The organism is Synechococcus sp. RC10B2 (assembly GCF_047502635.1).
Map to the genome: position 1 here is coordinate 1 of NZ_JANSHO010000079.1, position 26,725 is coordinate 26,725.

Sequence of the window (26,725 nt, forward strand, 5' to 3'; positions counted from 1 at the left end):
CGGGCTTTTCCGCCCCGCACTCAAGTGCGGGGCTACCAAGCTATCCTTTTGTGTGCAAAGTCAGCCAAGGAAGGGCTTGTTCAGGCAAAGATCGCCTGTACTCCCAGGTTGACCGCCTCGGATTTCACAAGCCACGGCTTGCTTTCCCCTCTTCTACTGCCCCAGGGACTGCAGCCAGCCGATGAGAGTAGTGCCAGACAAGGCTTCAAACAGGATCAGGGCAACAAAACCGATCATCGCCAAACGCCCGTTCAAGCGCTCTGCATAGTCGGTGAAGCCCACCCGCGGAACGGTGTCCACGTACATCTCCGGCTCGATGGCGTAGTTGTTGAGGCGGCCACCTTCTTCGACTACGACGGAGCGATATCTGCTCATAGGATTCTCCTTGCTTTTTCTCTACTAGCGTAGCGCGCTCTACATAGGACTGTAAAGTTTTGTTTACAACTTTGTTCACCCCCGCAACAAGCCGACACTGACTAGGCTAGGAAGAGTTTGTAGGCCGGATTGTGGCTTTCGTCCCAGTAGCGATAGTTCAGGGTATCCAGAAAGCGCTGCCAGGCGGGCATTTCCGAGGTGGGCACTTGCATGCCGATGAGGACGCGACCGTAGTCGGCGCCGTTGTTGCGGTAGTGAAAGAGGCTGATGTTCCAGTTGGGGCTCATGCAAGACAAGAACTGCATCAGGGCCCCGGGCCGCTCCGGGAACTCGAAGCGGTAGAGCAGCTCGTTCTCGGCCAGGGGGGAGCGCCCCCCCACCATGTGGCGTAGATGCAGCTTGGCCAGCTCGTCGTCGGTGAGATCCAAGGTCTTAAAGCCAGCCCGCTCCAGATCCAGGGCCGCTGCCTGGGCATCGGCCCGATCCCGCACCTGTAGGCCGACAAAGATGTGAGCTTCGTGGGTATCGGCAATGCGGTAGTTGAACTCGGTGAGGTTGCGCTGGCCGATGTGGGCGCAGAACCGACGCAGGCTGCCCCGCTCTTCGGGGATGGTGACGGCGAAAATGGCCTCCCGCTGTTCGCCGATCTCGGCTCGCTCGGCCACAAAGCGCAGGCGGTCGAAGTTCATATTGGCCCCGCTGGCCACCGCCACCAGGGTCTGTCCCTGGATGCCGGTGCGGCTGACGTAGGCTTTGAGGCCGGCAATGGCCAAGGCGCCGGCGGGCTCCAAAATAGAGCGGGTATCTTCAAAGACATCCTTGATGGCGGCACAGGTGTCGTCGGTGCTCACCAAGAGGATCTCGTCCACGTACTGCTGACAGAGGCGGAAGGTTTCTTCCCCCACCTCTCGCACCGCCACCCCATCAGCAAACAGGCCTACCTGAGAGAGGCGCACCCTTCGGCCAGCTCGTAGGGAGCGGTACATGGCGTCGGCGTCCAGCGGTTCTACCCCAATGATTTTGATCTCCGGGCGCAGGCGCTTGACGTAGGCGGCGATGCCCGAGATCAGGCCGCCCCCGCCGACGGCGACGAAGATGGCGTGGATGGGCTGTTGAGACTGGCGCAGGATCTCCATGCCGATGGTGCCCTGGCCAGCGATCACCAGGGGATCGTCGAACGGATGGATGAAGGTCAAACCTTTCTCGGCTTCCAGTTGCCGCGCGTGAGCATAGGCATCGTCAAAGGTGTCGCCGTGCAAGACCACCTGGGCCCCCCGCGCCCGCACCGCGTCTATCTTCACCTGGGGGGTGGTGACGGGCATCACGATGACCGCGTGGGTGCCCAGCCGCTGCGCTGCCAGGGCTACCCCTTGGGCGTGGTTGCCCGCAGAGGCCGCGATCACCCCTTGCGCCAGTTGCTCCGGAGGCAGGTGGGCCATCTTGTTGTAGGCCCCCCGCAGCTTAAAGGAGAAAACCGGCTGCAGATCTTCCCGCTTGAGCCAGACCTGGTTGTTCAGGCGGCGGGAGAGGTTAAAAGCCGGCTCCAGGGGGGTTTCTTGGGCGACGTCGTAAACGCGAGCCGTGAGGATCTGAACAAGATAGTCACAATACATCGGGATGTATCGACGTCGATAGGGTTGAAAAATGTCGAAAAACGTTGCTCCCGGTGGTGCGGGCTGCTCAAACGGGCAATGGATATTATCCCAGGGATCCAACCCTTCTCAAACGAGGGGGGCTTGGGGATAATAGCAGGGGCAATGGGAGAAAAAGCGATGTCGGCGCAGGAAAAGTTGAAGGCGCTGCTGGAGGGCCAGCCGGTGGCCAGCTTGGCGGTGCTGGATCACGGATCCCCGGCGGTATCGTTGGTGCCCTTCGTGGTGCAGTGGGATCCCTTGCGCTTTGCCATTGTCATCAGCGACCTTTCTTCCCACACCCAGGCTTTGCGGTCGGATCCGCGAGCCAGCCTGCTCATCCACGAGCCGCCCACGCCGGGGGATCCCCGCAGCAACCACGCTTTGCCGCGGGTGATGGTGAGCGGAAAAGCCCAGTTCCTCAGCCGCAAGGAAGCGCAAGCCCAGGGGTTCGAGGCTCTTTATCGCGCCAAGTACGAGATTGCCGAGATGATCCTGGGCCTAGCGGACTTCCACTTCTGCCAGATCACCCCCACCGGCGGCAGCTTCATTCAGGGGTTTGGCCAGGCCTTCCGGCTGAGCGGCCCCAACCTGGATCAACTGGAGCACCTCGGTCGCTCTTAGGCGGGAGAACCCAGACCTTCCTCCTCGCGGGAGTTGCTAGGGGATCCCGAGCTCAGGTTTTCGGGTGGGATCCCGGATCCAAGCCAGCAGCAGCGGGTTGACCAGCTCCGGGGCCTCGTCTTGGGGGCAGTGGCCAACTCCCGGCAGGGGGATGAACCCCACCACGCAGGGGAACTCGGCCAAGGCCCGCCCCAAAGCAATGGGCTCCCAGGGATCCACCTCTCCCCAGAGGATGAGGACGGGGCAGGTGACCTGGGGCAGGAGATCCTCGGCCAAGGGCCCCTGGGAGTAGCGCACAAAGGCCAAGAACACCTCTGCCGCTCCCGGATCGAGGGCCGGTCGCAGCAAAAGCTGCACCAGGTCTTCCGTAACCGCTTCCTTGCGCCCATACGCTTGGAGGAGGATGTTGCGAATGGCCCAGGGCTGGGCTATCTGGGCAAAGAAAAACCGGCCGAAGGGGGGCCACCCCAGCAAGGACTGGATGAGGGGGGTGGTTCGGCGGCGCAGCCAGGAGATCTGGCGACGCTTGCGCTCGTGCAACAGCCGCAGTGAGGGATCCAACATCGCCACCCCCAAGGCCTGGCCTGGCTCGAAAACAGCCGCCTGCAAGGCCACAATGCAACCAATGGAGTTGCCCACCAGATAAGCTGGCTCCCCCACCACCTCCCGCCCAAAATCGGCCACCTGGGCGCCCCAGGTTTCAAAGGTGTAGGGGAAAGGGGATCCCGGCAAGGGCTTGGCGGATCCCCCAAATCCCAGGAGGTCAAGGGCGTACACGCGGCAGTGCCGCCCCAGCTCCGGCAAATTTTTCCGCCAGTGGTCGCTGCTGGCCCCAAAACCGTGGATAAGCACCACCGCCGGGCCGGCGGATCCCGCCTGTTGGTAGCGGATGGACTGGCCCTGCCAGAGCCAGCGCCCCTCGCGGGGGGCCAAGACGCTTGTAGAAGGCTGTTCAGAGAGCATGGAATCCCTATCTCACCCCGAAGGATAGCGCTCTTTTTTGTTGGCACAATCTGGATTGGGAAGCAAGTTCTCTCCCTAGGCCCGTGGCAATGTCGTTGGTAACCTACTCCCTTTTGGGCGTCAACCTGCACCTTACCCTGCCGGAAACCCATCTGCAGAGCTATACCGCCTGGATTGAAGCCCGCATCAGCCAGGGCCTGGGTGCTCAGGTAGTCACCTGCAATCCGGAGATGATCATGCAGGCGCAGCGGGATCCGGCCTTTGCCCAAGTGCTGCAGGAGGCTGAGCTGGTGATCCCAGACGGCATTGGGGTAGTGTGGGCGTTGCGGCGGCAGGGGATCCGCGTCCAGCGGGTGCCAGGGATCGAGCTGGCCGAAGCCCTAATCTCGACGGCAGCTGCGCGGGGGTGGCGCCTGGCTTTGGTGGGGGGGAAGCCGGAGGTCAACCGGGCCGCGATTCAGCATTGGCAAGCCCGCTTTTCTTCCTTGGCCATCTGGGGCCACCACGGCTACTTCTCCCCCGCCGAGGAGGAAAACCTGCTGCTAGCTCTCCAGGCTTTTCAGCCGCAACTGGTGTGGGTAGGGCTGGGATCCCCGCGCCAAGAGCTGTGGATTGCTCGCTGGCGAGCTCTTTTGCCCCAAGCCATCTGGATGGGAGTAGGCGGCAGCTTCGACATTTGGGCCGGCCAAAAACGGCGAGCCCCCCGCTGGTGGCGTGACCATCACCTGGAATGGTTGTATCGTCTCTATCAGGAACCTTGGCGCTGGCGACGCATGTTGGCTTTGCCCAGGTTTGCCTGGCGGGTGCTGTGGGATCGCTCTTCTCCCTCGCGCTCCTAGCCTGGCAGCTCCACTCGTTCCCTTCTCTCTAGGCGCTTTACCACGATGCTTGGTCAGCACATCGGCTACGCTCCCCGCCTTCACCCTTGGGCTGGTACAGCCCCAAACCCCTCCCTCCTCGTCCCAACCGACCCAGAAACCACCTTGGGCCTCTACCGCAAGCCCCAGACCGGATCCCTGCCAGCCCTAGGTAGCGCTGAGAGCATGGTGTCGCTGCGGGGGGTGAGCAAGGTCTTTCCCAACGGCAACTGGGTTTTCCGAGATGTGAACTTGGAGGTGCGCCGCGGCGAGTTTGTGTTCGTAACCGGGGTGTCGGGGGCGGGCAAGTCCACCCTGCTACGGCTGCTCTACGGGGCCGAACAGGCCACCGAGGGCACGGTGATAGTGGATGGGGTGTGTCTGTTTTCTTCGGAAGGTCGGCGGCGGCCCTACCGCATCCCGCCCCGCCCCCTAGCAATGTTGCGGCGGCGCTTGGGGGTGGTTTTTCAAGACTATCGCCTCTTGGCCAATCGCACCCTGGCGGAAAATGTGGCCTTTGTGCTGCGCGCCCAGGGACTTTCCCCAGCAGAGATTCGCCGCCGCCTGGGGCCGACTTTGAAGATGGTGGGGCTGACCGAGAAGCGGGATTGCTTCCCGGACGAGCTTTCGGGAGGGGAGCAACAGCGCCTCAGCTTGGCCCGCGCCATTGTCAACATGCCCGTCTTGTTGCTGGCCGACGAGCCGACGGGAAATCTGGATCGGGAAAACTCCCTATTGGTGCTCCAAATCCTGGAGCGGCTCAATTCTTTTGGCGTGACGATCCTCATGACTAGCCACGACCCCTATCTGGTGGAGCGGGCGGGTCACCGGGTGGTGCGCCTGGAGGGAGGACATCTGTACGATATGCGCTGAGGGGCTCCCGCCAGAGCGGCGCAGCCCCATCTTCCTCTCCACAACTGCGACGCTAAAGCTTAGAGCGGGCAAACTCTTGGACGGTAGGCAGCATGCACTCTCTCTCCCGATTTCTCAATAAAATCCGCTATCTCCTACAGGAGACTTTTTTGGGGTTGCGGCGGGGGGGCTGGCTGAACTGGGCTGCGATCAGCACCCTGTTGGTGTTGCTGTTTTTGGTCGGGATCGGCGTGGAGCTGTCTCGGGGGGTGGATGCAACGGTCCAGTCGCTGGGGGGGCAACTGGAGATCTCCGTCTATCTGGAGCCGGAACGCCGGGGGGTGGATTTGCAGCCCCAAGTGGCCCAACTGCCTCATGTGGCGGAGGTGAGGGTGATCACCAAAGAGCAAGCTTGGCGCGACCTTTTGCTGGAGATGGGGATCCAGGATGAGGCGGCCCTGGAGACCCAGTTGGGGGATAACCCTTTGGTGGATGCCCTGCGAGTCAAGGCCGATTCTGCCGAGATCCTAGGTCAAGTGGCCGAGCAGATCCGCCAACTGGAGGGGGTAGACGAGGTGTACTACGGCGACCGCATTGTGGAGCAACTGGCCCAAATCCAGGAGGTGCTACGTCTGGGATCCCTGAGCATCACCGGGGTGTTGGCCCTGACGGCAGTGGCGGTGATCACTACCACCATTCGCCTGGTTGTCATGGCGCGGCGGCGGGAGATTGAGGTGATGCAACTGGTGGGTGCGACGGCGACCTGGATTTACTTGCCCTTTATTTTGCAGGGCTGCCTGTTCGGGGTAGTCAGTGCGCTGGGGGCTTGGGGCTTGGTTCTGGGATCCCAACAGTTACTGCAGGAGGCGCTGGAGCAGTTGATTGCGCTGCCCTTCCTCAAGGTGATGCAGGCCGATCCCGGCCAGGCGGAGTTTTGGTTTCTGCCGCTGCTGTTGCTGGGGATGGGGGTTTTTCTGGGCACCAGCAGCAGCTTGATTGCAGTGCGCAAGTCGGCGGGGCGTTGGTTTTGATCGGGGATCCCTCGCCCTGGGCCGGGCTGACGCCCTTATGAGCTGCGAGAGGTTTGCTAAGATAAAAGGCTACCTGGTAACAAGACGCCGACCATGACCTTGCGTAACCCTCACTTGGGCATCGACAACGACGAGCTGATGCGTCGGGTAGAGGCGTTAATTAACGCTTCCAAAAACCGCTATCGCATCACAGTGCAGGTGGCCAATCGGGCCAAGCGTCGCCGCTACGATGACCCCAACGATGTGGAAGAGGGCTGGATGAAGCCCATTCGCCGCGCCATCATCGAAATGTCCGATGAGCTGACCGAGCCGGAAATCATCGGCGACGAGTAGCCGCCTGGCCCCCTTGGAGCTGCGATGGCCAGCTAGGGAGGAAGTTGGCCGGCTCGCTCCTCAGAAATGGGATCGGGGTTGCTCAGCCGTGACTCCATTGGGTGCAAAAGGCGGTGGGTTTCTTCCGGGCTGAGGCCCTGGATGCGCATCTCCAGTGGGCTGCGGAACCAGAGGGCTTGTTGCGGAAACGGGATCTGGATCCCGGCTTGGTCGAAGGCATGCTTGAGGCGACGGCGGTATTCCCGCGTCACCCGCCACTGCTGCAGCGGTTGCACCTTGATCCAGATGCGCAATGTAATCCCCCGCTCCCCCAGGTCATCGACGCCGTGCATCTCGGGGGGCTCGCGGATCTTGTCCCGCCAGGCCGGCTCCCGATACATCTGTAGAGCCACCTGCTCGGTAATGCGGATGGCCTGTTCCAGGTCGTTTTCGTAGGCGATCACGATCCCCAGATCCACCCGCGACCAGCCGTTGGAGAGGTTCTCCACCACCCGAATGGCGCTGTTGGGAATGGAGCGGGCCCGCTGCGACACCGGCGGCAGGCTGCCGGGATCCCCCTGTGGCGCGGCGACCAAGAACAGCCGCCGCCCATCCAGTGTCACGGCCTCCGTTTGGATGGAAGCGGTGGGCAGGCTGAGCGCTTGCCGCAGCTCTTCCAGAGCATCCAAGCGGCTGAGCAAAGGCACGTTGGAGGCGGTGCCGTGGTTTTGAGAAGTTTCCTGCCCCCAGGCAGGCTCGATGGCCGGAGATAGGGCGAGGGACGCGCCGAAAAGGAGCGGCCACAGCAGGGATCCCATTTTCCCCGACTTATCTACCGGTCGCAGCTGGCGCAACATGAATCGTTTGCGTCCGCGGTGTGGAGTACTTGAACAACCTCACTCCAAAAAGAAAAAAGCAATGCCGAGAATGGCATAGGTGGCCAAGAGCAACAGCCCCTCCAGCCAGTTGGAGCGACCGTCGCTGCTGACGGAGTTGACCAGCAACACCGAGACGGCAATGGCCACCAGCTCCACTGTGCCGAAGTTAAAGTTCATCGGCTGGCCCAGCACGTTCCCGGCCAGCACCAACAGAGGCGCCACGAACAGGGCAATTTGCATCGTCGAGCCCAGAGATACTGAGAAGGAGAGATCCATCTTGTCTTTCATGGCCACCGTGATTGCCGTCGCATGTTCGGCCGCATTGCCGATGATCGGCAGCAAAATCACCCCCATGAACAGCGAGGTAATGTGCAAGTGCTCCAGAGTATGCTCCAGGGTGCTCACCAACAGTTCCGACTCCAGCGCCACCAACACCGTCAACCCCAAGAGGGCCAACAGCCAAAACCCCAAACCGGCCCGCTCGGGCGGGGCCGTCAACACTTGGGGAATGGATCCCTCTGCCTGCAAAACCGGATTGGGGGCGAGACGGGCAGCGGCTTCATGTTCTGCCGCCTCTGCCTCGTGAATGGTGTAAAGGTAGCTGTGGGTTTTGAGGGAAAACAGCAAGGTAAGGCCATAAACCCCGATCAGCACCAAAGCCACCGCTGTAGAGAGCTCTTGGATGGAGAGCGCGCCCAAGTTGGCGTCGGCATAGGTGACCACGCTGGGCAAGATCAGGGCCACCACCGCCAGGTTCATTACCGAGGCGTTCATACGCGCCACTTCGGGCCGAAAGCTCTGCTCGCGAAACTTAATGCCGCCCAAAAACATGGCCAGCCCGGCCACCAGCAGCAGGTTGCTGATGATCGAGCCGGTGATGGAGGCTTTCACCACCTCCACCAGTCCCGCCTGCAGCGCCACCAGGCCAATGATTAGCTCGGTGGCGTTGCCAAAGGTGGCGTTGATCAGTCCCCCGATCGTCGGCCCGGTCAAGGCAGCGATCTCCTCGGTGGCTTGACCCATAAACTTCGCCAAGGCCACCACCGCCAAGGCCGCACAAAGGAAGACCAGATTGGGATCCCAGCCCTGCAAGTGGCCTGTCCACGAGAGGGGAACCCCCAGCAGCAGCAGGAACATCAAGCCGTTCAGCGCTCTCTGCCAGCCTGCTGCAGGGCGAACTGAGGAAACCAGAGAATTTGCATCGGCCAGAGTCATAGTTCCGGGGAATAGAGGCTGATAGATAGTTTCAGAAGTGTGGCGGCGGCAGCAGCGGCCTTCCAAAGCAGTCTAGCTGCTGCCAGGGAGGCTTGAGTAGGTACTGCCATTAGAGGGAGATGACTCGATGGCGCTGCAGCAGGCGGAGGAGCTCGGCTCCCAGTTGATCCACCAGGTGCTGCGGATCGCCGATTTTCAAAAAGCTGCTGCCTTCCACCTCAAAGGGAAAGGATCCCTCGATGCCGTGGCGGGGCAGTTGCACCAGCAGCAGTTGCTCGGGGCGCTTCGATTGCAGGGCATAGCCCAGCTCCAGACAGACCTGTGGGCTGGGCAGAGGCCGCCCCCGGCCATTGACCTGCACAGGGGTGACATCGGCCACCACCAGCAACGCCTGCTTGAGCTTGCGAATCAGCGCTGCGTCGATGAGGGGTGTCTCTGGGGATCCCTGCAGTTGTAGCGGAAGAACCGGCTGATGATGGCGGTTAATGGCCTCCACCACCGTCTGCAACGCCTGGTGCAGCGTGGCGCTGGAGTCGGGGTAATCTGATTGGCCACAGAAGTAGATGGCCGGCTCCGTGATGCTTAGGGCAGCCCGCTTATTGAAGTAGATCTCGCGGCTGATTAAATCGAGGTTGGAGATGCTGTAGGCGCCGCTGCCCTCGATGTAAAACTCCACCAGCTCCCCTTCCAAGTAGCGCTGCCACCAGACAGAGGCCTTCACCTGCTCCACATCGTCGAGGAAATCGGCTCGCATCGCCGTTTTCAGGAGGCCGGTACGGCTTAGGCGCAAGTCAGGGGCTCGCTGTTGCACTTGGGAGGCAGACAACACCGAATCCAAATACCAGGCTCTCAAGACAATGATCGCCATCGGATCCCTCTGCGCTTAGCCTCAAAGGTACCTGATTTTGGCCGGCTATCCAAGTCAGCCTAGGCGCAGGGCCAGATCCAGCAGCCGGTGAGCCAGGGTCGATTTGGTGGCCAACGGGAGCAGTTCCGGGTTGCCCTGCCGCGGGATCCAGTAGCCTTGGTTGTGGCTGCTGCCAAAGCCGCTCTCCGGCTGGTCGATGGGGTTGGCCACAATGGCGTCCAGCCCTTTCTGCTGCAGCTTCTCCTTGGCCGGGGGGAGAGGATCCCCGCTCTGGGCAGCAAAGCCGATAAGAAGCTGGCCGGGACGTCGGTGACGGGCTAGGGCTGCCACCAAATCGGGGACAGGCTCCAAGGGCAGCAGCAGGGGCAGCTCGGCCTTGGCCAGCTTGCCCGCATAGGTCTGCGTGGGCCGCACATCCCCCACTGCCGCTGCCATCCAGAGCACGTCCACCTGGGGAAACTCCGCCCGCAAAACCTGCTCCAGTTGGGCTGCTGTCTCCACCGGGATGGCCCGAATGGCGAAGGGTGCTGGATCAAAGGGGATCCCCAGCGGCCCATGCACCAGCGTGACTTCGGCCCCCCGACAGGCGGCGGCCACCGCCAGCGCCACCCCCATCCGCCCACTGGCCGGGTTGCCGATAAAGCGCACCGCGTCGATGGGCTCGCGGGTGCCTCCTGCCGTCACCAACACCCGCTTCCCTTGCCAGTCTTTTTGCCCCCCTGTCCAGAGCAGAGCCCGCACATACTCCTGCAGCGCCTCTGGCTCCAGCAGGCGCCCTTCCCCCACCGCATCGCAGGCCAGGCGGCCCCTGGCCGTGGGCAAGGCCCAGAAGCGGGGATCCCGTTGCAGCCGCTGCCAATTCTCGGCCACTGCTTCAGCCTTCCACATGTGGGTATTCATGGCCGGCGCCAAGGCCACCGGACAGTGGGAGGCCAAAACCACGTTGGTGAGCAAATTGTCCGCCAGCCCCTGGGCCAGCTTGCCCAAGGTGTTGGCCGAAAGCGGCGCAATCAGGAGAGCCTCGGCCCATTCCCCCAGCTCGATGTGCAGCGGCCGTCCCCGCGCAGCTTGCCAGAACTCGGCATCTGTAAAAGCCGGCTGACGGGACACAGTGGCAAACGTCAGCGGGGAGATAAACTGTTGTGCAGCTTGCGTCAAAACCACCCTCACCTCTGCCCCCTGCTGGGCCAGAGCAGACACCAAAACCGCAGTTTTGTAGGCAGCAATTCCCCCGCTCACCCCAACCAGCAGACGCCGCCCCGACCAAAAGGGATCCATATCAGCGAATACTCAAACAGCCCTGTTTCCAGTTTCCCTGCCTTTGCCAGCAACACAACAGGAATCCCTCGCCCAAAGTGCTAGGGCTCAGGCCGCCGATCCCGCCGAGAACAGCACTTGCGAGCCTAGGGCTTGCCTGGGGAGAACCCCTCTTTCGCAAGTCCGACCTCGACTCTACAGGTTCTGTCCCGCAGGGGGAATTCGCTACTGCTGTTTTGCGCACTCGCCTCTTCAGATCCCATTCCGCTTGCCGAACTTGTCTCCTCTAATAAGAAAGAGTTGAAGGCAACTTATTGCAATCGCTATTTGTTTTTGGCTACACTAACTGTTGTCCTTGAGCCATCTTGATATGACTACGACCGGTAAACCAAAACCACTCACTGGCCAAGAGCTCCTCGACAAGGTAACTTCGATGGGAAATGCGGATCGCAAGGAAAAAGCTCGCGCCTGTGGCTACGTCACCTATACCAAGAATGGTCAGGAGCGAGTGAATCTGATGCAGTTCAACAATGCCTTGCTGAAGGCAGTCGGTGTGGATCTCGATGCTAGTGATGAGAACGGTTCCCGCGGTCGGGCTCCGACTTACCGGGTTTCGGTTCACAAGAATGGCAACCTCCTCATCGGAGCTGCCTACACCAAGAAGATGGGCCTCAAGCCGGGGGATCAGTTCGAGATCAAGTTGGGCCACCACAACATCAAGCTAGAGCGCATCGACTGATTTCCTGTCGCCTGCCTTGTCGAGGTTCTCTCTGCTGATAACAGCGTTTCAGCTTGGGTAAAGCCCTCGATGGTTAGGGAAGAGCGAGATGCTTCTTTCCCTCCATCGTCACTCTGTTTTTAGGCGGACAAGGGATCCTCGTATTCGTTGAGGATCCCTATCTGTCTGTATCATCTGTATCAATAGGTATCAATTGATGGCTGAAGCGCAGAGGGCTTCGTTATTCTGACAAAAGTTAAAGTTCATGAGGGCGGCGGCAATGTACACTCCAACTGCACAGAACCTGGCCCGTCGGTGGCGACGCTGGCGAATTTGGGTGGGGCTGGTGGTGTTGGCAGTGGTGTTCTGGGCCGTTCAGCCTCATCTGCAGGTTGAGTCGCAATCGAATGCGCCGCTGCAGTGGGTCTCCTCTCAGCCAGCCCCCGAGCAGCAGGATGTTTTTGTGGACGGGGTTCTACGGCTGCAATTCGATCGGCCGCTGGATCCCAATCTACAACGGCTGGCGGTTCAGTTGGAGCCGCCGGCAGCGGTCATTTTCGACGTGCAGGGAGACGAGTTGTTGCTTAAACCTCGGGATCCCTTGCGCTTTAGCACCGACTACACCCTCACGATCGCGCCGCAGGAGGGGCTGCCGCTGGAGCAGACCATCCAACTGCGCTTTCGCACCGAGCCGCAGTTTACCTACGAGCGGGACATCAAGCCGTTGCTGGAGGCCAGTTGTGTCGGCTGCCACCAGCCGGCAGGGCGACAGCGCACCCAGTTGCTGGACAGCTACGAGGCGGTTCTGGCCTACGTCAAGCCAGGGGATCCCAACAGCGAGTTGATCGATCCCCGCTGGACGCGCCGCCACGCCACCATCCTCAACGCCAACAACCCCAACCGCCCTCAGGCCCGCGGCGGATCCCCGGAGATCGCCTACCTCCAGGCCCGCGGGCTGCCCCTCTCTCGTCTGGGCTTTTGGACGCCGGAGGAGGTGGAGATCGTCCGCACTTGGATCGTCCAAGATGGGGCCCCCCGCAGCAGCGCCCGCGCTCAGGCGGGCAACTAGTCTCACCGCCATGACCGCTCCCCAACCGCTAGCCACCGTCATCCAGGGATCCCTGAGTCGGGGCTTGGAAGCTCGCCTCAACCCCGGTGTCTCGGTAGAAGACCTGCGGGTGGGCAAGTTTGTGGTGATCCAGGGGGAGCGCCACCGCTTCTTCGGCCTGCTCACCGACGTTACCTTAGCAACCAGCAACCCGCAGATCTTGGTCAATCCCCCCCGCCCGGAAGAGACCCTGCTGCAGGAGGTGCTGGCGGGTACCGGCACCTACGGGGTTATCGCCCTCACGCCCATGCTGATGCTGGTGCCGCGGCAGACGGAAGCAGAGAGGCTGTATCCCCTCATCGATCCCAAGCGGCCAGACGACTGCGGCTCAGCCCCTCCTGCTGCCGAGGCGATGGAGCTGTTGCCGGTGAAAACGGTGCCGGCCCACTTTTCCCAGGTGTACGAGGCGCGGGAGCTGGACTTTCGCACCGTCTTCGGCTGGGAAGACGACCCCACTCGGCGCAACTTCGCCATCGGCCAACCCTTGGACATGGCGGTGCCCATTTGTCTGGATCTGGATCGCTGGGTGGAGCGCAGCAACGGCATCTTCGGCAAGTCCGGTACCGGCAAATCCTTTTTGGCCCGCCTGATCCTGGCGGGCATCATCCGCAAACGGGCGGCGGTAAACCTGGTTTTTGATATGCACTCTGAGTATGGCTGGGAGGCGGCCAGCGAGGATAGGCAGGCCACCACCGTCAAGGGGCTGCGGCAGCTCTTCCCCGGCCAGGTGCAAATCTATACCTTGGATCCCGATTCCACGCGGCGGCGAGGGGTGCGGGATGCCCGCGAGCTGTTTATTGCCTACAACCAGATCGAGGTGGAGGATCTGGCGCTGTTGGCAGAGGAGCTCAACCTCTCCGAGGCCAGTCTGGAAAACGCCATTATCCTGCGCAACGAGTTTGGCCGCGACTGGATCAGCCGTCTTTTGAGCCTTTCCAACGCCGAGATTCAGGAGTTTTGCGAGCAAAAAATGGGCAACAAGGCCTCGATCCTGGCCCTGCAGCGCAAGCTCACCCGTCTCGACGACCTCAAGTACATCCGCAACAGCCTGCCCCACAACTACATCGGCGAGATCCTGGAGGCCCTCAGCCGCGGCATTCACGTGGTCATCGAGTTCGGATCCCAGTCCAACCTGCTCTCCTACATGTTGGCGGCCAACGTCATCACCCGCCGCATTCACCAGGCCTATGTGCAGCAGACGGAGCGGTACTTGCAGTCCAAAAATCCCCTCGACCGGCCCCGGCAACTGTGCATCACCATCGAGGAAGCGCACCGCTTTCTGGATCCGCGGGCGGCCAAGCAGACCATTTTCGGCACCATCGCCCGCGAGATGCGCAAGTACTTTGTGACGCTGCTGGTGGTGGATCAGCGCCCTTCCAGTCTCGACCGCGAGGTGATGTCGCAGTTGGGCACCCGCATCACGGCCCTTCTCAACGATGACCAAGATATCGAGGCTGTGTTCACGGGTGTAGCCGGCAGCCAGAACTTGAAAACGGTGCTGGCCAAGCTGGATTCCAAACAGCAGGCCCTGGTTCTCGGCCATGCCGTGCCCATGCCGGTGGTGGTGCAAACCCGCTCCTACGACCAGAGGTTCTACGCCGAGATCGCCGATCCCGATTGGTCAGAGGCCGCCGATGCGGAGGTGCTTTGGGCAGCTCAGAAGGCCAAGGAGGAACTGGGGCTGTAGGGAGGGCTGCCCCACAGCCCGGTCATCAGGCGCAGCAAAAAGCGCCGCAGCGGCGGAAAGCGTATCATCCCTATCAAAACCAAGCGCCGCAAGACCACCAGGGGCCAGTAGGAGTTGGAGAAAGTGCGGGTGAGGAGATCCGTAAAGAGCAACACCACCCAGTTTTCCCAGCGGCGACGGCGACCGTAGCGCCGCAGGACTTGGACCTTTCCCAAATCCTCCTGTCGTCTCCAGGCGTCCAGCAACACTTGGGCCAAGGCAGCGGCATCGCGGATGCCGAGGTTCAGCCCTTGGCCAGCTACGGGATGACAGTGGTGAGCGGCGTCCCCCACCAAAGCCAGGCGGTGCTGATAGTAGCGGCGGCTCTGGCGCAGGCGGGCCGGGAAGACTTGGGGCGGGTTCAGCAAGGTAAGGTAGCCGCCCTGGTCGCCGTAGTAGCGCTGCATCTCGGCCAAGAAGTCGGCCTGGGAAAGGGCCAGCGTGGCCTTGGCCTGCTCGTGGGGCAGGATCCAGACCACCTGGCAGCGGTTGCCGGGCAGGGGCAGGATGGCGAAGGGGCCGGCAGGCCAAAAGCGCTCGTAGGCGACGTTTTGGTGGTCTTGGGCAGGGGCCACCAGGGCGGTGATACACGACTGCCAGTAGTCCCAGCCGTCGCTCGGGATCCCTGCCCGCTGGCGCACTTGGGAGCGCAGGCCATCGGCGGCTACCACCAGGGAGGCGGCCAGCCGGCGGCGGCCTTGGGTCGTTTCCAGCTCTACCTCAGCCGCAGCCTCCCCGTAGGTTACGCTCTCCACCCTGGCTTCGTAGTAGCAGGTGATCTGGGGATCGGCAGCCACCCGCTCCTGGAGCGCCTGCTGCAGCCGAGCATGTTCGCCGCAGTAGAAAACTGCCGTTTCCCCCACATCCTCCGGCCTAAACGTCACCCGCTGGGGAGCGTCGGCGTCGGTCAGAATCACCTGGGCAAAGGGTGTGATGTGGGGAGCCAGCGCCTCCCACACCCCGATGGCCCGAAAGATGCGGATCGACAACGGCGAAAGGGCATAGGCCAAGGGGCGCTGCCTGACTGCCTCAGCCGACTGGGCCTCAATGAGGGCCAAGCGCAGGCCGGATCCCTGCAGGGCACAAGCTAGGGTCAAGCCCGCAATGCCGCCGCCGACGATGATCACGTCGTAAACGGCTGCCAAGGTAGTCGGAGTGGGAGCAAGGGTTGTCATTTCTAGTGCTGAGTGCTGTGGGCAACTACTTCTGGGCGGGCGGAGTTTGCCGGCGTGGCGGCCCGCACCGCTCGGAACATGCCAAAGCGGCAGAGGCCAGTGCCGAAGGCCAGGCGCATGAGCAAGAAAGTGGGCACCTCCCGCAGCGACTTGATCAAGCCCACCAAGCCAAACTTCAGCAACCCTTCGGGACGGACAACCCCCTGCCAGATGGAATCCAGCCAAGAAGGAAGAGTTTCTTGCGTCCAGTCGGCAGTTTGCACCTGTCCTTCCACCAGGCCCGTGGCTTGCAACTGTTCGGCAAACCCCTCGATGCTGGAAAAGGCGGGGTGCGACCACTGATCCAACAACTGCCGCATCACCAGCCGCTCCCAGAAGTTGAGGGGCTTTTGACGGTCGTCGCGCTGGTTCCAGTCCGCCACCACCAAGATGCCGCCTGGCTTGAGCACCCGCAGCATCTCGCTGGCGTAGCGAGCCTTGTCCGGCATGTGGGGCCCCGCCTCGATGGACCAGACCACATCAAAGCTGGCGTCGGGGAAGGGCAGGTTGAGGGCGTCGGCCACCTGAAACCGGACGGGCAGATCGGGGGGGGTGAGCTCCTGGGCCCGCTGCACCTGCTGCGGGCTGATGGTGATGCCGGTCACCACAAAGCCATAGTCGCGGGCCAAGATGCGACAACTACCGCCAATGCCGCAGCCCACATCCAACACCGTCGTCCCCGGCGGCAGCCGATCCAGCCCGCCCCAGCGCACCATCTCGTGGACAAAGTCGTGCTTGGCCTGGATGAAGTTCTTCCGCCGCGGCGGGGATCCGTAGTGGCCCAGGTGAATATGCTCGCCCCAGTAGAACTCCAGGATCCCGTCTCGCGTCCATTCGTCGTAGGCGCGGGCTACCGATTCAGGAGAGCGGTACTTGCGGGCGGTCAACAGGTAGGCTCCCAATCCTATAGCTAGGAGCAGGACTAGGCCCCAAAAAACCCAGAGTGTTGGATTCATTAGAACTACCTTGAGATGGCTAGAGATGGCAATTGATGATTGTTGCTGCGGTGGCAACAGACACAGCGGGGATCCCTTCTGGCCTCCGTTGATCCAGCGGAGCAAAGCCCCACTCTCATCTTGCCCTATTTGCCAGCCGCAAGGCGGCCTAGGAGTGTCGTAGCCGCACGGTTGCCCGCGGAGGAGACGCTGGCCTGAGCAACCTTGCCGGGGGCTAGGTGGCCTGGAGCTCCTCCCTTAGACGCTGAGTGGCTGCCACCATGTTTTTCAGGGCAGGGATCACTTCCTCCCAGCGGCGGGTTTTTAGGCCGCAGTCGGGGTTGACCCAGGTTTGCTCTAGCGGCAAGTGGGCCACTCCCAGGCGCAGTTGCCGGAGAATCTGCTCGGTGTCGGGCACCGCCGGGCTGTGAACGTCGTAAACGCCGTTGCCTACCTGGTGGCGATAGCCGGCTTGGGCAATCTGCAGCAAGGTTTTGTTGCTGCTGCGGCTGTTTTCGATGGAGAGGACGTCGGCATCCAGACGCTCGATGTGCTCGATGATGTCCCCGAACTCCGAGTAGCACATGTGGGTGTGGATCTGGGTTTCGGGCTTGGCGCCAGCGGTAGTCAGGCGGAAGGCCTCCACCGCCCAACTTAAGTATTCTGGCCAGCGCTCTTTTTTCAAGGGCAGCCCCTCTCGCAGCGCTGGCTCGTCCACCTGCACCATCGCGGCTCCGGCAGCTTCCAAGTCGGCCACCTCTGCCCGCAGGGCCAGGGCAATTTGCAGGGCCTGCTCGCGACGGGAAACGTCAACGCGGGGGAAGGACCAGTTGAGCATGGTTACCGGCCCTGTCAGCATCCCCTTGACCGGCTTTTGAGTCAGAGATTGGGCCACCTTGAACTCCCGCACCGTCATGGGGCGAGGGCGAGACACGTCGCCGTAGAGAATGGGGGGACGCACGCAGCGGCTGCCATAGCTCTGCACCCAGCCGTGCTCGGTAAAGGCAAAGCCCTGCAGTTGTTGGGCGAAGTATTCCACCATGTCGGTGCGCTCGAACTCACCATGCACCAGCACATCCAGGCCAATTTCTTCTTGGATGCGGATGCACTTGGCAATTTCGGCGTCGATGGCAGCTTCGTATTCGGCCTGGGAGATCTCGCCCTTTTTGTACTTGACCCGCCACTGCCGGACTTCGGGGGTTTGGGGAAAAGAGCCGATGGTGGTGGTCGGCAGCGGTGGCAGCTTGACCTGCCGGCCTATACGCTGCTCGTAGGGAAGGGAGCGCTGGAAGTCCTGCGCCGTCAGGTTGGCCAAGGCCTGGCGCACTGTAGAGTTGGGGGGATTGAAGTCCTGGAAGGCCTGCCACTGCTGCTCCAGCTCCTGCTGCTGGGCGGCGGTGTCTTCGCCGTTGAGGGTGCGGGCCAGCAGAACCACCTCGGCCAGCTTCTGCTCGGCAAAGCTGAGAACATTGCGCAAAGGCTCTGGCAGGTGGGTTTCCAGAGCAGCGTCGTGGGGCACAAATTGGAGCGAGCAAGAAGGCTGCACCCGCAGGTTGGGGGCTAGGGCTTGCAGCTCTTGCAGAGTGGCCAGAACGGCTTTGGGCTGGATCTGCCAGACGTTGCGCCCGTCCACTACCCCCGCCCCCAGGATCTTGTCGGCGGGGAAGCCGTGGGCTCTGACCAGTTCCAGGTTGTGGCCGCGGGTGAAGTCGAGGCTGAGGCCAGCTACCGGAAGCTCCACCGCCCAGGGGTAAGTCTCCCCCAAGTCGTCAAAGTAGGTAACCAGGTGGAGAGGGATCCCCACGCTTGCAAGCCAGCGGTAGGTCTGCTCCACCGCTTCCTGAAGACTTTTGCCTTCGCTGGTCACCAAGATGGGCTCATGGACTTGCACTTCCCGGATCCCCAGGCGCTGCAGCTCCTGCAAGAGTTCTCTGTAGAGAGGAAGCAGCTTCTCCAGATCCCCCCGCAACTCGCCAGAGCGCTGGCTTAGAGCAAGAAGGGTAACCGGACTGAGGAGGACGGGGCTGGTGCGGTTTCCTAGGATCCCTTGCGCCCGTCGCACCGTGGCCAGGAAGTCGTCGAAATGGGCCTGAGGGATCGCGTCGGCCTCAATTTCCGGCACCAAGTAGTGGTAGTTGGTGTCAAACCACTTGGTCATTTCCAAGGCCGGCAGCCCCTCCTGCCCCCGCGCCATGGCAAAGTAGCGCTCCAGGCCTGATAAGCTCTGAAACCGGGAGGGAATCAGCCCCAGCCAGGTGGCCCAGTCCAAAACGTGGTCGTAGAGGGTTTGATCTCCTACGGCAATGTGGTCGAGGTTGGCCTGTCGCTGGGTTCGCCAGGCCTGACTCTCCAGATCCTGCAGCGTCGCCAACAAGGCTTCCGCCTCCAGGGTGCCGCCCCAAAAGGCCTCCAGGGCTTTCTTCAGCTCGCGGCGCTTGCCCATGCGGGCATAGCCTAGGGTTTGAGTTTCAATGGCCATAAGGTACCTTGTCCTGAATCGAATTCGGTAATTGAGGTTGCCGCCAGTTGTCATCCAACCTAGGCAGCAAGAGATGGCCGCCGACATGCCTATCGGTGGCATCCCGGCAGAAGGTTTTCCCTAGGCCAGGAAACCTGCCGGAGCTGTCAAGGCGTTCCTTCACCCTGGCGGCTTGCCCACTCTGCACAGGGGGATGCCCAGAGGACTCTTTTGTGCAACCAAAGCGAGCAACCGTCCTCCTAGCTGCCCCTGAGCTAACTGCTCAGCTCTCTTGTCCGCGCTTTTGACTGAGTGCCTACGATCCGAGAGCGTCGAAAATCCGTAAGCAGGCCGATGAAAAAACTTCGAGACGGGAACGGGCTAACGTCAAAATGGGGAGCATATCTGTACCTCGCAGATATGGTGAACTGTGGAAAAACCGCCGGCGGGCATTCTGACTTGCTCAGTTTTGGAGGGGCTGGCTTGCGTCTCAAGGCCTCTTGCAACAACGAACTAGGGATCCCAAGTCCAAAACCGGCTCACAGCTGCGGGACAGCGGCAGATTCTCACTGCACTTTCCCCGTTGCCTCTGACGGCTGATCCCCGTCAGAACCGACAGTAGACTTTATCCTATCACTGGTTTTAGCGGGACTGGGCGGATTTGAACCGCCGACCTAGCGCTTAGGAGGCGCTTGCTCTATCCAGGCTGAGCTACAGCCCCAGGTCAGGTACCTCACTGATACTAGCAGAGAGGCTAGGGGGTATCGCCGCAAGGCTGCCGAGCAATAGCGTTCTTATGGAATTGCTGGAACAAAGGCTTTGCTTTCTGACACAAAACCCAACGCGGCGGCTCACCCCAGTAGTACTCTTTTTTCCAAATGGGCAAGCGCTCCTTGATTGCATCAATGATGTAACGTGCTCCAGCAAAAGCGGCGCCGCGATGTTCAGCTGTAGCACCAACCCAAACCGCAATATCACCAATTGCAAGATGACCCTGGCGGTGACAGGCAACAGCACCGCAGAGGCCAAACTTGGCGTGGGCTTCTCGGAGGATCTTCTCGCCCTCCTTCTGGGCAAGGATCTCGTAGACTTCGTACTCCAAGCTGAGAACAGGTTTGCCCTGGCTGTGGTTGCGTACCCAGCCCTCGAAGGTTACTAAGGCACCCGCTGTGTTATTGACGAGCAAACGACTGAGTTCAGCTGGCTGGATGGTGCTATCCACAATTAGAAAACGCAGCATTTAGCCCCCACAAACTGGTGGAATGAAAACTGCCAAGGCACCTTCATCTATCGGCCTAGTCAAGTCACAGAACTCATGATTGACAGCAACCTTAACGTCCTCCGCTGCTAGCGAAAATCCATACTTTGCTTGCAGCTGCTGATAGAGCTCTAGGTAGTTTGCTGCACTGGTTTGCAGCACTTCGCTGCTCCGCTGAGCCTGTTCCCGCAGCACTGCTACATATTGAATTGTTACGGTCTTACTTAGGACAGATTGAGTTACCATGGCTGCAACTACCCCAAACTGATTGGAAAGTGGCATACTCCTCGGCGGTATTGACGTTCATGAGCTCGACCTCATGGTTGGGGGTAACTAGGGTGCAGGGCTGCCTGCTGAGGATTTCCACAGGGCAGTACACCCCTTCCGCGTAAGCCCTTTCTAGTACCGCTGCAGCTTGAGGAGTATAGATGGCGCAAAGAGCTTCCGGGAAGCCGCGCTCGGGGTTAACATAGCAAGTCGCGATTGTTTCGGCTTGGTAGTGATCCAGCAGCTTTTGGATTGTTTCTGACCGAAGGTTCAGTAGATCACAGGCAACAACCAACCAGTTAGCTTCAGGATGAGTATTCAAGGCAGTCAATAGGCCACTGATCGGGCCAACGCTTTCTACTAGATCTGGTAGTGTGGGCAAGAGCTCTAGAGCTGTGCCCGACCACTGACCGGCACGCGCTGACAAGTAAACCTGCTGGCAGTAGGGCTGCAGCAGTTCATAGAGATAGGCGGCGTGGGGTTTGCCAAAAGGGTTCAGCAGCGCTTTATCGCGACCCATGCGCTTGCTACGTCCCCCTGTGAGCACCAAGCCATAGAGGGGACGTTCCAGGAGGGCGTTTTTGCCGCCGGACTTAGTTACTAGGCGGGTCTCCTGGATGCAGATATGGGGCGACACCGACTTGCACATGTCATAGATTGTCAGCGCTGCTGTTGCCGCACCACAGAGAGCTTCCATTTCAACCCCTGTCTTAGCGCTGGTCTTGACAGTGCAGTGGATGGTTACAAGCAAGTGATCATCAATTGTGATATCAAAGGTGCAGTCTTCAACAGGGATCTGATGACAAAAGGGGATCAGTTGGTCAGTTCTTTTAACAGCCATTGTACCGGCAATGGTTGCTGTCTGAAATACCGGTCCTTTTTTCAGGTGGATATCTTGGCCAACAACATAGGATCTGAGAGCAGGTGGCAGTTGAACTCTTGCCCGTGCTGTGGCCGTTCGCAAAGACACCGATTTGTGGCTAATATCTACCATATGCGGATGGCCTTGAGCATTAAGATGGGCCCATGTACGATCAGCTTTGTCCATAGAGCTAGCCCCCTAAGCCGTACATTGGGTGTGAGACCTGCTCAACCCGGCGCAGTGGTTTCATCCCCAAAAGCTGCTGGTAAATTTGCTGACGTTGGCCTGGTGTTTTGTCTCGAACCGAGAGACCCTCCTCACTAAATAGGCAGGCAAAGAGACGACCATCAGCTGTCAAGCGCCACCGGGAACAGCTGCTGCAGAAGGGCTGAGACTCAGAGGCAATAAATCCAACTTTAACATTCTCGTCGATTGTAAAGTAAAACGCTGTCGAATCAGGTGCCGCTGGAAGGGGGGTTAGAGTATAGCGTTCTTGCAGACGGGCAATGCACTCTTGTGCTGAAACGTAGTGTTCTTCATAGAGAGAGTTGGCATAGCCGACCCGCATCAGCTCCAGAAAGCGAACTGTCACGCCTGTCTTGCGGGCAAACTCAACGAAATCAAATAGCTCGCAATCGTTGATCCCCCGCATTACAACCGTATTGACTTTGAGGCTAAATCCCCGGGCAATACCCTCCTGGATATTACGGAGAATATCCGCCAGGCAGTCGCGACGGGCAATTGCAGCTTGGGTGGAGGGCTGTAGGCTATCGAGGCTGACATTAAGGTTGAGAACATTGGCAGCCTTGAGAACGTCCCAGTAGCGGTGGAGCAGCAGGCCATTGGTTGTTAGGCTGAGGGACGGGATCTTCAGCTTGGCAAGTTCCTGAATGACTTCATCAAAGTCTTGCCGAACCAGAGGCTCACCACCTGTAATGCGAACTTCTTCAATGCCATAGTCCAGCAACTCGCCAATAATTTCTTTGTATTGCTGCGGAGTTAAGTAGCTACTTTTGTCCAGAAATTCTGGATGCAAAGGCATGCAGTAGCGGCAGCGAAGGTTGCATTGATCGGTTAGAGAAACCCTTAGCTTGCGAATGCGACGATTCCATTGATCCACTAGCTGCATCTTAGTACCACGGATAGAATTGGATGCTTTGCTCGGGGCTGAGGATAGTTTGAGCCGGGGGTAACTCTACAAAGCCATCGCTGTCTGTTAGAGCGATGAAGTCTCCGGAGTTGTTAGGCATAATCGGTGTAAAGACTCGGTTGGCGCTCATCTTAACGGGCACAAAAAGAGTGAGATTGGGTTTGAAGGTAATGACTTCACTTAGGTGCCCAGAGTCAGTGTTACGGTTGAGGAGATAACGATGCAAACATACAAGAGCTGAGATGGGGTTGCCTGGGAGGCCCCAAACTATAGTATTGGCCTGATGGTCGATGCCAAACCACATTGGCTTGCCTGGCTTTTGCGCCACGCCGTGGATGTAGGCAGTAACACCACAGCTTTGCCAGATGGCCGGCAAGTAGTCACACTTTCCCCTTGAAACACCCCCAGAGTAAATCAAGAGGTCGTAGTTTGGGGTATTGGCTTGGTAGTGGGTGGCAATGGCAGCAGGATCGTCCGGAAGGTGATCGGTCTCAACCTCGGTATACCCGTAGGCAAGAAGAGCCGCTCGGAGGGCCTCAGCGTTGGAGCGCCGCAGTTGGTAGGGTGCAGGGGTCTGCTCAATGGGAATCAATTCGCTGCCAGTTGCCACAACTTTGATGCGAGGAGTCCTCTCAACTTGGATGCGGCTGTAGCCAAAGGAGGCCAAGATCCCGACGTGGATGCTCTTGAGGGTAATGCCGGGGCGGAGAACCAGCGCTCCTGCAGAACAATCGCTACCTTGGGGATGAACAAAATCACCCCTGTTGCGTTCGACTTCCTGGGTGATGGTGGCAATTCCTCCCTCGATACGAATTTGCTCGTAGGGAATGACGAGATCACTACCCAGCGGCAGGGCACAGCCAGTCATCACTTCCAAGCACTGCTGCGGATCGGGCAGGGTGGCAGGGCTTGTCCCCGCAGGGGCTATGCCTGCAACAGCAAAGCTTCGCTGCCCAGCAGCATAAGCGGCATAGTTGATGGCGATACCGTCCATCAGGACCCGGTTAATTGGCGGGTAGTCCCGATCGGCGTAGATCGGCTCTGCCAAAACCCGGCCCACACAGCTTGCAATCGGGATCGACTCGGTTTTGGCTGGCAGCCAGTGGTCTTTAATAATGGCTTCAGCTTCCTGGACAGTGACCATAGGTGTGGGGTGCGGAAAATTCCTGAAAGGCAGGTAGGAAATTGCGGTTTTCGTGGCCAGGGCGACTGAGCTTAATGAGGGCAAAGCGCTGCAACGGGGTCAGCTTTTGCCATAGCTCAAGAGTCAGCACGACCCCCTTGGCTGCCGCCTGCTCAAGAACGCAGTCAGGGATGGTGGTAGCGTCTTCCCAGGCAGGGTTTGGATCAACAGTTACCTCAGCGGCCTGCTCTTGGCAGACACTTTCGATAAGGTGAATTAGGTAGGCGCGGTAGGCAGCTCGGTTGTCAGCGGTATCCGTTGGCAGGTCAACCAAACTTTGGCGCTGCTGGTAACTAAAACGCAGCCACTGATGTAACTTGAGCTTGATGCCGCACTGATCGAGCTTTAAGCGCACGATCATGGGAATGCAGCGAAGGCTGTCGGCAAAGTCTTGCTCAAACTTAAAGATCATTTTGGTGGCAGCTCGATGCGACTAAGCTTGACGGCACAGGCTTTGAGTTCAGGTTGCTTTGAGCTGGGGCAGGCAACCGGGTGGGTGAGAGCGTTACAGCTTGTATCATTGCCCCACAATGCCCCCCAGTGCATGGGCATGAACACTGTGCCAGGGCTGATGGCGCAGGTAATTTTAACCGGCAGGGTAGCCTTGCCGCGCCGTGATTCAATCCTCACCCAGTCACCCTCAGTTAGCCCTACCTTGCTGGCATCGCGGGGATGGATTTCGAGAAAGGGTTGGGGGTGCATTGCTCGGATTTTGGCGACATGTCCAGTGCGGGTTTGGGTGTGCCAATGGCCATAGAGACGTCCTGTGGTGAGGATGTAGGGATATTCAGGGTCGGGCGGCTCGGCAAGGCCGCGGGAATGGCTGGGGATAAAGCGGGCACGACCTGTGGGCGTTGGGAAACGGTGAAAGGACTCCGTCCCGCTGGCGCGATCGGTATAGAGGTTGTGGGTCTCCACTGAACCTGTGCGCGGATATGGCCATTGCTGAGGCCCCTGGCGCAGGAGCTCATGGCTGAGGCCAGACTGATCGCAGAGACGCCCGGCAGTTAGACCCACATATTCGGCAAAGACCTCAGCGCTATCGGCAAAGTCAAATGCCTTGGCAAAGCCCAGGCGGCGGCCTACTTCCGCCCAAATTTCCCAATCAGCCCGCGCTTCACCAGGAGGGTTACGCCAAGCTGGACAGAGGGTAACGCGGCGCTCCGAATTGGTCATGGTGCCTGTCTTTTCGCCCCACTGGGCAGCAGGGAGTACCAGATGGGCATAGGCAGTGCTTTCGGTGGGGAAGTAGGCGTCTTGGACAATCGTAAAGGGCGACCGCGCCAGAGCTGCTTCTACCCGACGTAGATCAGGCAGGCTCACCAGGGGATTGGTGGCGGCAATCCAGAAAATATCGAGGGCATCGGCTTCGAGGGCACGGATCATCCCCAGCGCATCAAGGCCAGGTTCAGGGTTAATTGGGCCAAGCTGCCAGTGCTGCTCCACTGCTGCCCGATCCTCTGGATTCGTAACCTTGCGGTAGCCGGGCAATAGATGTGCCAAGCCGCCCGCTTCTCGACCGCCCATAGCATTGGGCTGACCTGTTAGCGAAAAGGGCCCTGCCCCTGCAAACCCTATCTGGCCGGTGAGCAAATGGAGATTGATGAGGCTGGTCACCTTGGCCGTGCCTTCGCTGGACTGGTTAAGCCCCATCGACCACATGGAAAGCGTTTTCTGCGACTGCTGCCACAGTCGCGCAACAGCAAGTACCTCCTCAACTTCTAGGCCACAGCGGCTGGCTACTTGCTCAGGGGTGTAGTCGGCAACCAGGGCAGCATAGGCTTCAAAGCCTTCGGTGTGCTGGGCAATGAAGTCATGGTTGATGGCGCCCCACTGAATGAGTAGGTGAGCAATGCCATTGAGCAAGTCAATATCGCTACCTGGAGTAATCCTCAGATACAAATCGGCCTCCTCAGCCGTCTGCGTACGACGGGGATCCACCACAACAATCTTTAGGCTTGGGTCGCTTTTGTGGCGCTTGCGCAAGCGATTGAACAGAATTGGGTGGCATTCAGCGGTATTGGTGCCGATCAAAAAAGCCAGCTCGCAGCTATCGAGATCCGTGTAGCTACAGGGGGGGCCGTCCGAGCCGAGACTCTGGCTGTAGCCCTCTACGGCAGAAGACATGCAGAGGCGGGAATTGCTGTCGAAGTTATTGCTTCCTAGACACCCCTTAAGTAGCTTTTGGGCAATGTAGTAATCTTCGGTTAGCAACTGCCCTGAGCCGTAGATGGCAATCCTTTCGGGAGAGGTCTGGCGAATGCGCTCGACAATTAAATCCAGCGCTTGATCCCAGCTCACCGGCTGGAAATCCTCGCTGAGGCTAGGGCGATAGAGAGGCACCGTAGCCCGATTGCAATCGAGGGTTTCCAGGAGAGTCGCACCCTTAACGCAAACCATGCCCTGGCTGGACGGATGAGCTCGATCGCCGCGAATTTTTGTGCCGTCGGCCAGAATTTCTAGGCCACAACCAACCCCACAGTAGGGACAAAGGCTGCGTACGTTATCCATGTTCCCCCTCTGTTGTTACTTGGCTTGGTGTGGGCAAGGCGGCCGTAGGGAAAGAAGCTAGGGGTGTTGGGCCTAAGGCCTGCTTATCTAGCTGTCCTTGCCGCGGTTCTCACAAGTTCCAACGCCCCAGCCTAGAGACATTGACCTGGAACTTTTGTAGCTTGCGTTACTTTTTGCTCCTCACTATGCGGAAACATCATAGGAGGAATGCTTGAGCAGCATAGCCACCTCCTGCCAACTGCGGTTAGGTCTCTAGGCAAAGCAAGGGAGAAACAGGCAAGGAGTGCTCCTAAAGGCTCCGTCCTGCTAGACGAGGCGAGGAAAGTTTTAGGTCTGTAAAGGGCAACCTGAGATCAAGCTGCATAGAAAGGCCCCCGAGTCGTTTGCACTTGGATACTGACGCTCCAAAGGGGAAGCAGACGCTGCTATGAGCTGACTTTCTCTTCATAAAGCCTATCTAATGCTCTGCCGT

General features: G+C 59.8%; 25 protein-coding genes, 1 tRNA gene and 1 riboswitch. Of the genes, 8 read left to right on the top strand and 18 right to left on the bottom strand.

What is annotated here, in order from left to right; genetic code table 11:
* Nucleotides 1-153: 153 nt before the first annotated feature.
* On the bottom strand, nucleotides 154-375 hold the full coding sequence (locus NW855_RS12500; protein WP_011429062.1) for a high light inducible protein: 222 nt from the start codon (nucleotides 373-375) through the stop codon (nucleotides 154-156).
* Nucleotides 376-476: 101 nt separating this feature from the next.
* Nucleotides 477-1,988 carry a threonine ammonia-lyase, biosynthetic gene (ilvA, locus tag NW855_RS12505; RefSeq protein ID WP_011429063.1) on the bottom strand — a complete coding sequence of 504 codons (1,512 nt, stop codon included), beginning with the start codon at nucleotides 1,986-1,988 and terminating at the stop codon, nucleotides 477-479.
* Nucleotides 1,989-2,147: 159 nt separating this feature from the next.
* On the opposite strand from ilvA, the gene NW855_RS12510 reads away from it, so the two are divergent.
* Nucleotides 2,148-2,630: a pyridoxamine 5'-phosphate oxidase family protein gene (locus NW855_RS12510; protein ID WP_414402480.1), complete on the top strand. Its 483-nt coding sequence runs from the start codon at nucleotides 2,148-2,150 to the stop codon at nucleotides 2,628-2,630.
* Nucleotides 2,631-2,666: 36 nt separating this feature from the next.
* On the opposite strand, the gene NW855_RS12515 is transcribed toward NW855_RS12510, so the two are convergent.
* Nucleotides 2,667-3,593, bottom strand: a complete 927-nt coding sequence (locus NW855_RS12515; RefSeq protein ID WP_099812602.1) for an alpha/beta fold hydrolase — start codon at nucleotides 3,591-3,593, stop codon at nucleotides 2,667-2,669.
* Nucleotides 3,594-3,682: 89 nt separating this feature from the next.
* Between NW855_RS12515 and NW855_RS12520 the strand changes: the two genes are divergently transcribed.
* The 4 genes from NW855_RS12520 to NW855_RS12535 all read left to right on the top strand — a co-directional run bounded on the left by NW855_RS12520 (nucleotide 3,683) and on the right by NW855_RS12535 (nucleotide 6,666).
* The gene (locus tag NW855_RS12520) at nucleotides 3,683-4,432 is read left to right on the top strand and encodes a WecB/TagA/CpsF family glycosyltransferase (RefSeq protein WP_414402479.1); all 750 of its coding nucleotides are present in this window, start codon (nucleotides 3,683-3,685) and stop codon (nucleotides 4,430-4,432) included.
* A gap of 45 nt (nucleotides 4,433-4,477) precedes the next feature.
* Nucleotides 4,478-5,323, top strand: a complete 846-nt coding sequence (locus NW855_RS12525) for a cell division ATP-binding protein FtsE (RefSeq protein ID WP_240527761.1) — start codon at nucleotides 4,478-4,480, stop codon at nucleotides 5,321-5,323.
* Between the two features lie 92 nt (nucleotides 5,324-5,415).
* On the top strand, nucleotides 5,416-6,333 hold the full coding sequence (locus tag NW855_RS12530) for a cell division protein FtsX (protein ID WP_011429074.1): 918 nt from the start codon (nucleotides 5,416-5,418) through the stop codon (nucleotides 6,331-6,333).
* A 93-nt stretch (nucleotides 6,334-6,426) separates the two neighbouring features.
* Complete coding sequence (locus tag NW855_RS12535) at nucleotides 6,427-6,666, top strand: DNA-directed RNA polymerase subunit omega (RefSeq protein ID WP_011429075.1); 240 nt, start codon at nucleotides 6,427-6,429, stop codon at nucleotides 6,664-6,666.
* A gap of 32 nt (nucleotides 6,667-6,698) precedes the next feature.
* Here the strand turns inward: NW855_RS12535 and NW855_RS12540 are convergent, their stop codons facing one another.
* The 4 genes from NW855_RS12540 to coaBC all read right to left on the bottom strand — a co-directional run bounded on the left by NW855_RS12540 (nucleotide 6,699) and on the right by coaBC (nucleotide 10,884).
* The gene (locus NW855_RS12540; RefSeq protein ID WP_099812601.1) at nucleotides 6,699-7,502 is read right to left on the bottom strand and encodes a mechanosensitive ion channel family protein; all 804 of its coding nucleotides are present in this window, start codon (nucleotides 7,500-7,502) and stop codon (nucleotides 6,699-6,701) included.
* Between the two features lie 39 nt (nucleotides 7,503-7,541).
* Nucleotides 7,542-8,660, bottom strand: coding sequence for a calcium/proton exchanger (cax, locus tag NW855_RS12545; RefSeq protein ID WP_011429079.1), 1,119 nt, complete (start codon nucleotides 8,658-8,660; stop codon nucleotides 7,542-7,544).
* 187 nt (nucleotides 8,661-8,847) lie between these two features.
* On the bottom strand, nucleotides 8,848-9,606 hold the full coding sequence (locus NW855_RS12550; RefSeq protein ID WP_011429080.1) for a hypothetical protein: 759 nt from the start codon (nucleotides 9,604-9,606) through the stop codon (nucleotides 8,848-8,850).
* A 54-nt stretch (nucleotides 9,607-9,660) separates the two neighbouring features.
* Nucleotides 9,661-10,884 (bottom strand): bifunctional phosphopantothenoylcysteine decarboxylase/phosphopantothenate--cysteine ligase CoaBC, encoded by a 1,224-nt coding sequence (coaBC, locus tag NW855_RS12555; RefSeq protein ID WP_099812599.1) that lies wholly within the window; start codon nucleotides 10,882-10,884, stop codon nucleotides 9,661-9,663.
* Between the two features lie 349 nt (nucleotides 10,885-11,233).
* Here coaBC and NW855_RS12560 point away from each other — a divergent pair, with 349 nt between their 5' ends.
* The 3 genes from NW855_RS12560 to NW855_RS12570 all read left to right on the top strand — a co-directional run bounded on the left by NW855_RS12560 (nucleotide 11,234) and on the right by NW855_RS12570 (nucleotide 14,376).
* A complete protein-coding gene (locus tag NW855_RS12560; protein WP_011429082.1) occupies nucleotides 11,234-11,602 on the top strand; it encodes an AbrB family transcriptional regulator in 369 nt (122 codons plus the stop codon).
* 259 nt (nucleotides 11,603-11,861) lie between these two features.
* Nucleotides 11,862-12,650 (top strand): Ig-like domain-containing protein, encoded by a 789-nt coding sequence (locus NW855_RS12565; RefSeq protein ID WP_011429083.1) that lies wholly within the window; start codon nucleotides 11,862-11,864, stop codon nucleotides 12,648-12,650.
* 10 nt (nucleotides 12,651-12,660) lie between these two features.
* Nucleotides 12,661-14,376, top strand: a complete 1,716-nt coding sequence (locus NW855_RS12570; RefSeq protein WP_041438042.1) for a helicase HerA domain-containing protein — start codon at nucleotides 12,661-12,663, stop codon at nucleotides 14,374-14,376.
* Here the strand turns inward: NW855_RS12570 and NW855_RS12575 are convergent.
* From NW855_RS12575 to NW855_RS12625, 11 genes are all read right to left on the bottom strand, one after another.
* On the bottom strand, nucleotides 14,346-15,590 hold the full coding sequence (locus NW855_RS12575) for an FAD-dependent hydroxylase (protein WP_414402478.1): 1,245 nt from the start codon (nucleotides 15,588-15,590) through the stop codon (nucleotides 14,346-14,348). The genes NW855_RS12570 and NW855_RS12575 overlap by 31 nt on opposite strands.
* A gap of 2 nt (nucleotides 15,591-15,592) precedes the next feature.
* The gene (locus tag NW855_RS12580) at nucleotides 15,593-16,585 is read right to left on the bottom strand and encodes a methyltransferase domain-containing protein (protein WP_011429086.1); all 993 of its coding nucleotides are present in this window, start codon (nucleotides 16,583-16,585) and stop codon (nucleotides 15,593-15,595) included.
* 214 nt (nucleotides 16,586-16,799) lie between these two features.
* Complete coding sequence (gene metE, locus NW855_RS12585; protein ID WP_099812596.1) at nucleotides 16,800-19,043, bottom strand: 5-methyltetrahydropteroyltriglutamate--homocysteine S-methyltransferase; 2,244 nt, start codon at nucleotides 19,041-19,043, stop codon at nucleotides 16,800-16,802.
* Nucleotides 19,044-19,448: 405 nt separating this feature from the next.
* Nucleotides 19,449-19,654: riboswitch (cobalamin riboswitch) on the bottom strand.
* Nucleotides 19,655-19,668: 14 nt separating this feature from the next.
* Nucleotides 19,669-19,743, bottom strand: a tRNA-Arg gene (locus tag NW855_RS12590).
* A gap of 33 nt (nucleotides 19,744-19,776) precedes the next feature.
* Entirely contained in the window at nucleotides 19,777-20,262 is a 486-nt protein-coding gene (locus NW855_RS12595) for a molybdopterin synthase catalytic subunit (RefSeq protein ID WP_011429088.1), read from the bottom strand.
* Complete coding sequence (locus tag NW855_RS12600) at nucleotides 20,263-20,562, bottom strand: MoaD/ThiS family protein (RefSeq protein ID WP_414508842.1); 300 nt, start codon at nucleotides 20,560-20,562, stop codon at nucleotides 20,263-20,265.
* A complete protein-coding gene (gene moaC, locus NW855_RS12605) occupies nucleotides 20,501-21,595 on the bottom strand; it encodes a cyclic pyranopterin monophosphate synthase MoaC (RefSeq protein WP_011429090.1) in 1,095 nt (364 codons plus the stop codon). Before moaC ends, NW855_RS12600 begins: the two co-directional genes overlap by 62 nt.
* 4 nt (nucleotides 21,596-21,599) lie before the next feature.
* Nucleotides 21,600-22,538, bottom strand: a complete 939-nt coding sequence (moaA, locus tag NW855_RS12610) for a GTP 3',8-cyclase MoaA (protein WP_011429091.1) — start codon at nucleotides 22,536-22,538, stop codon at nucleotides 21,600-21,602.
* A gap of 1 nt (nucleotide 22,539) precedes the next feature.
* Entirely contained in the window at nucleotides 22,540-23,703 is a 1,164-nt protein-coding gene (locus NW855_RS12615; RefSeq protein WP_011429092.1) for a molybdopterin molybdotransferase MoeA, read from the bottom strand.
* Complete coding sequence (locus NW855_RS12620) at nucleotides 23,681-24,154, bottom strand: nitrate reductase associated protein (RefSeq protein WP_011429093.1); 474 nt, start codon at nucleotides 24,152-24,154, stop codon at nucleotides 23,681-23,683. Before NW855_RS12620 ends, NW855_RS12615 begins: the two co-directional genes overlap by 23 nt.
* Nucleotides 24,151-26,253: a molybdopterin oxidoreductase family protein gene (locus NW855_RS12625; RefSeq protein WP_414402476.1), complete on the bottom strand. Its 2,103-nt coding sequence runs from the start codon at nucleotides 26,251-26,253 to the stop codon at nucleotides 24,151-24,153. The genes NW855_RS12620 and NW855_RS12625 overlap by 4 nt, the downstream gene beginning before the upstream one ends.
* Nucleotides 26,254-26,725: the final 472 nt, after the last annotated feature.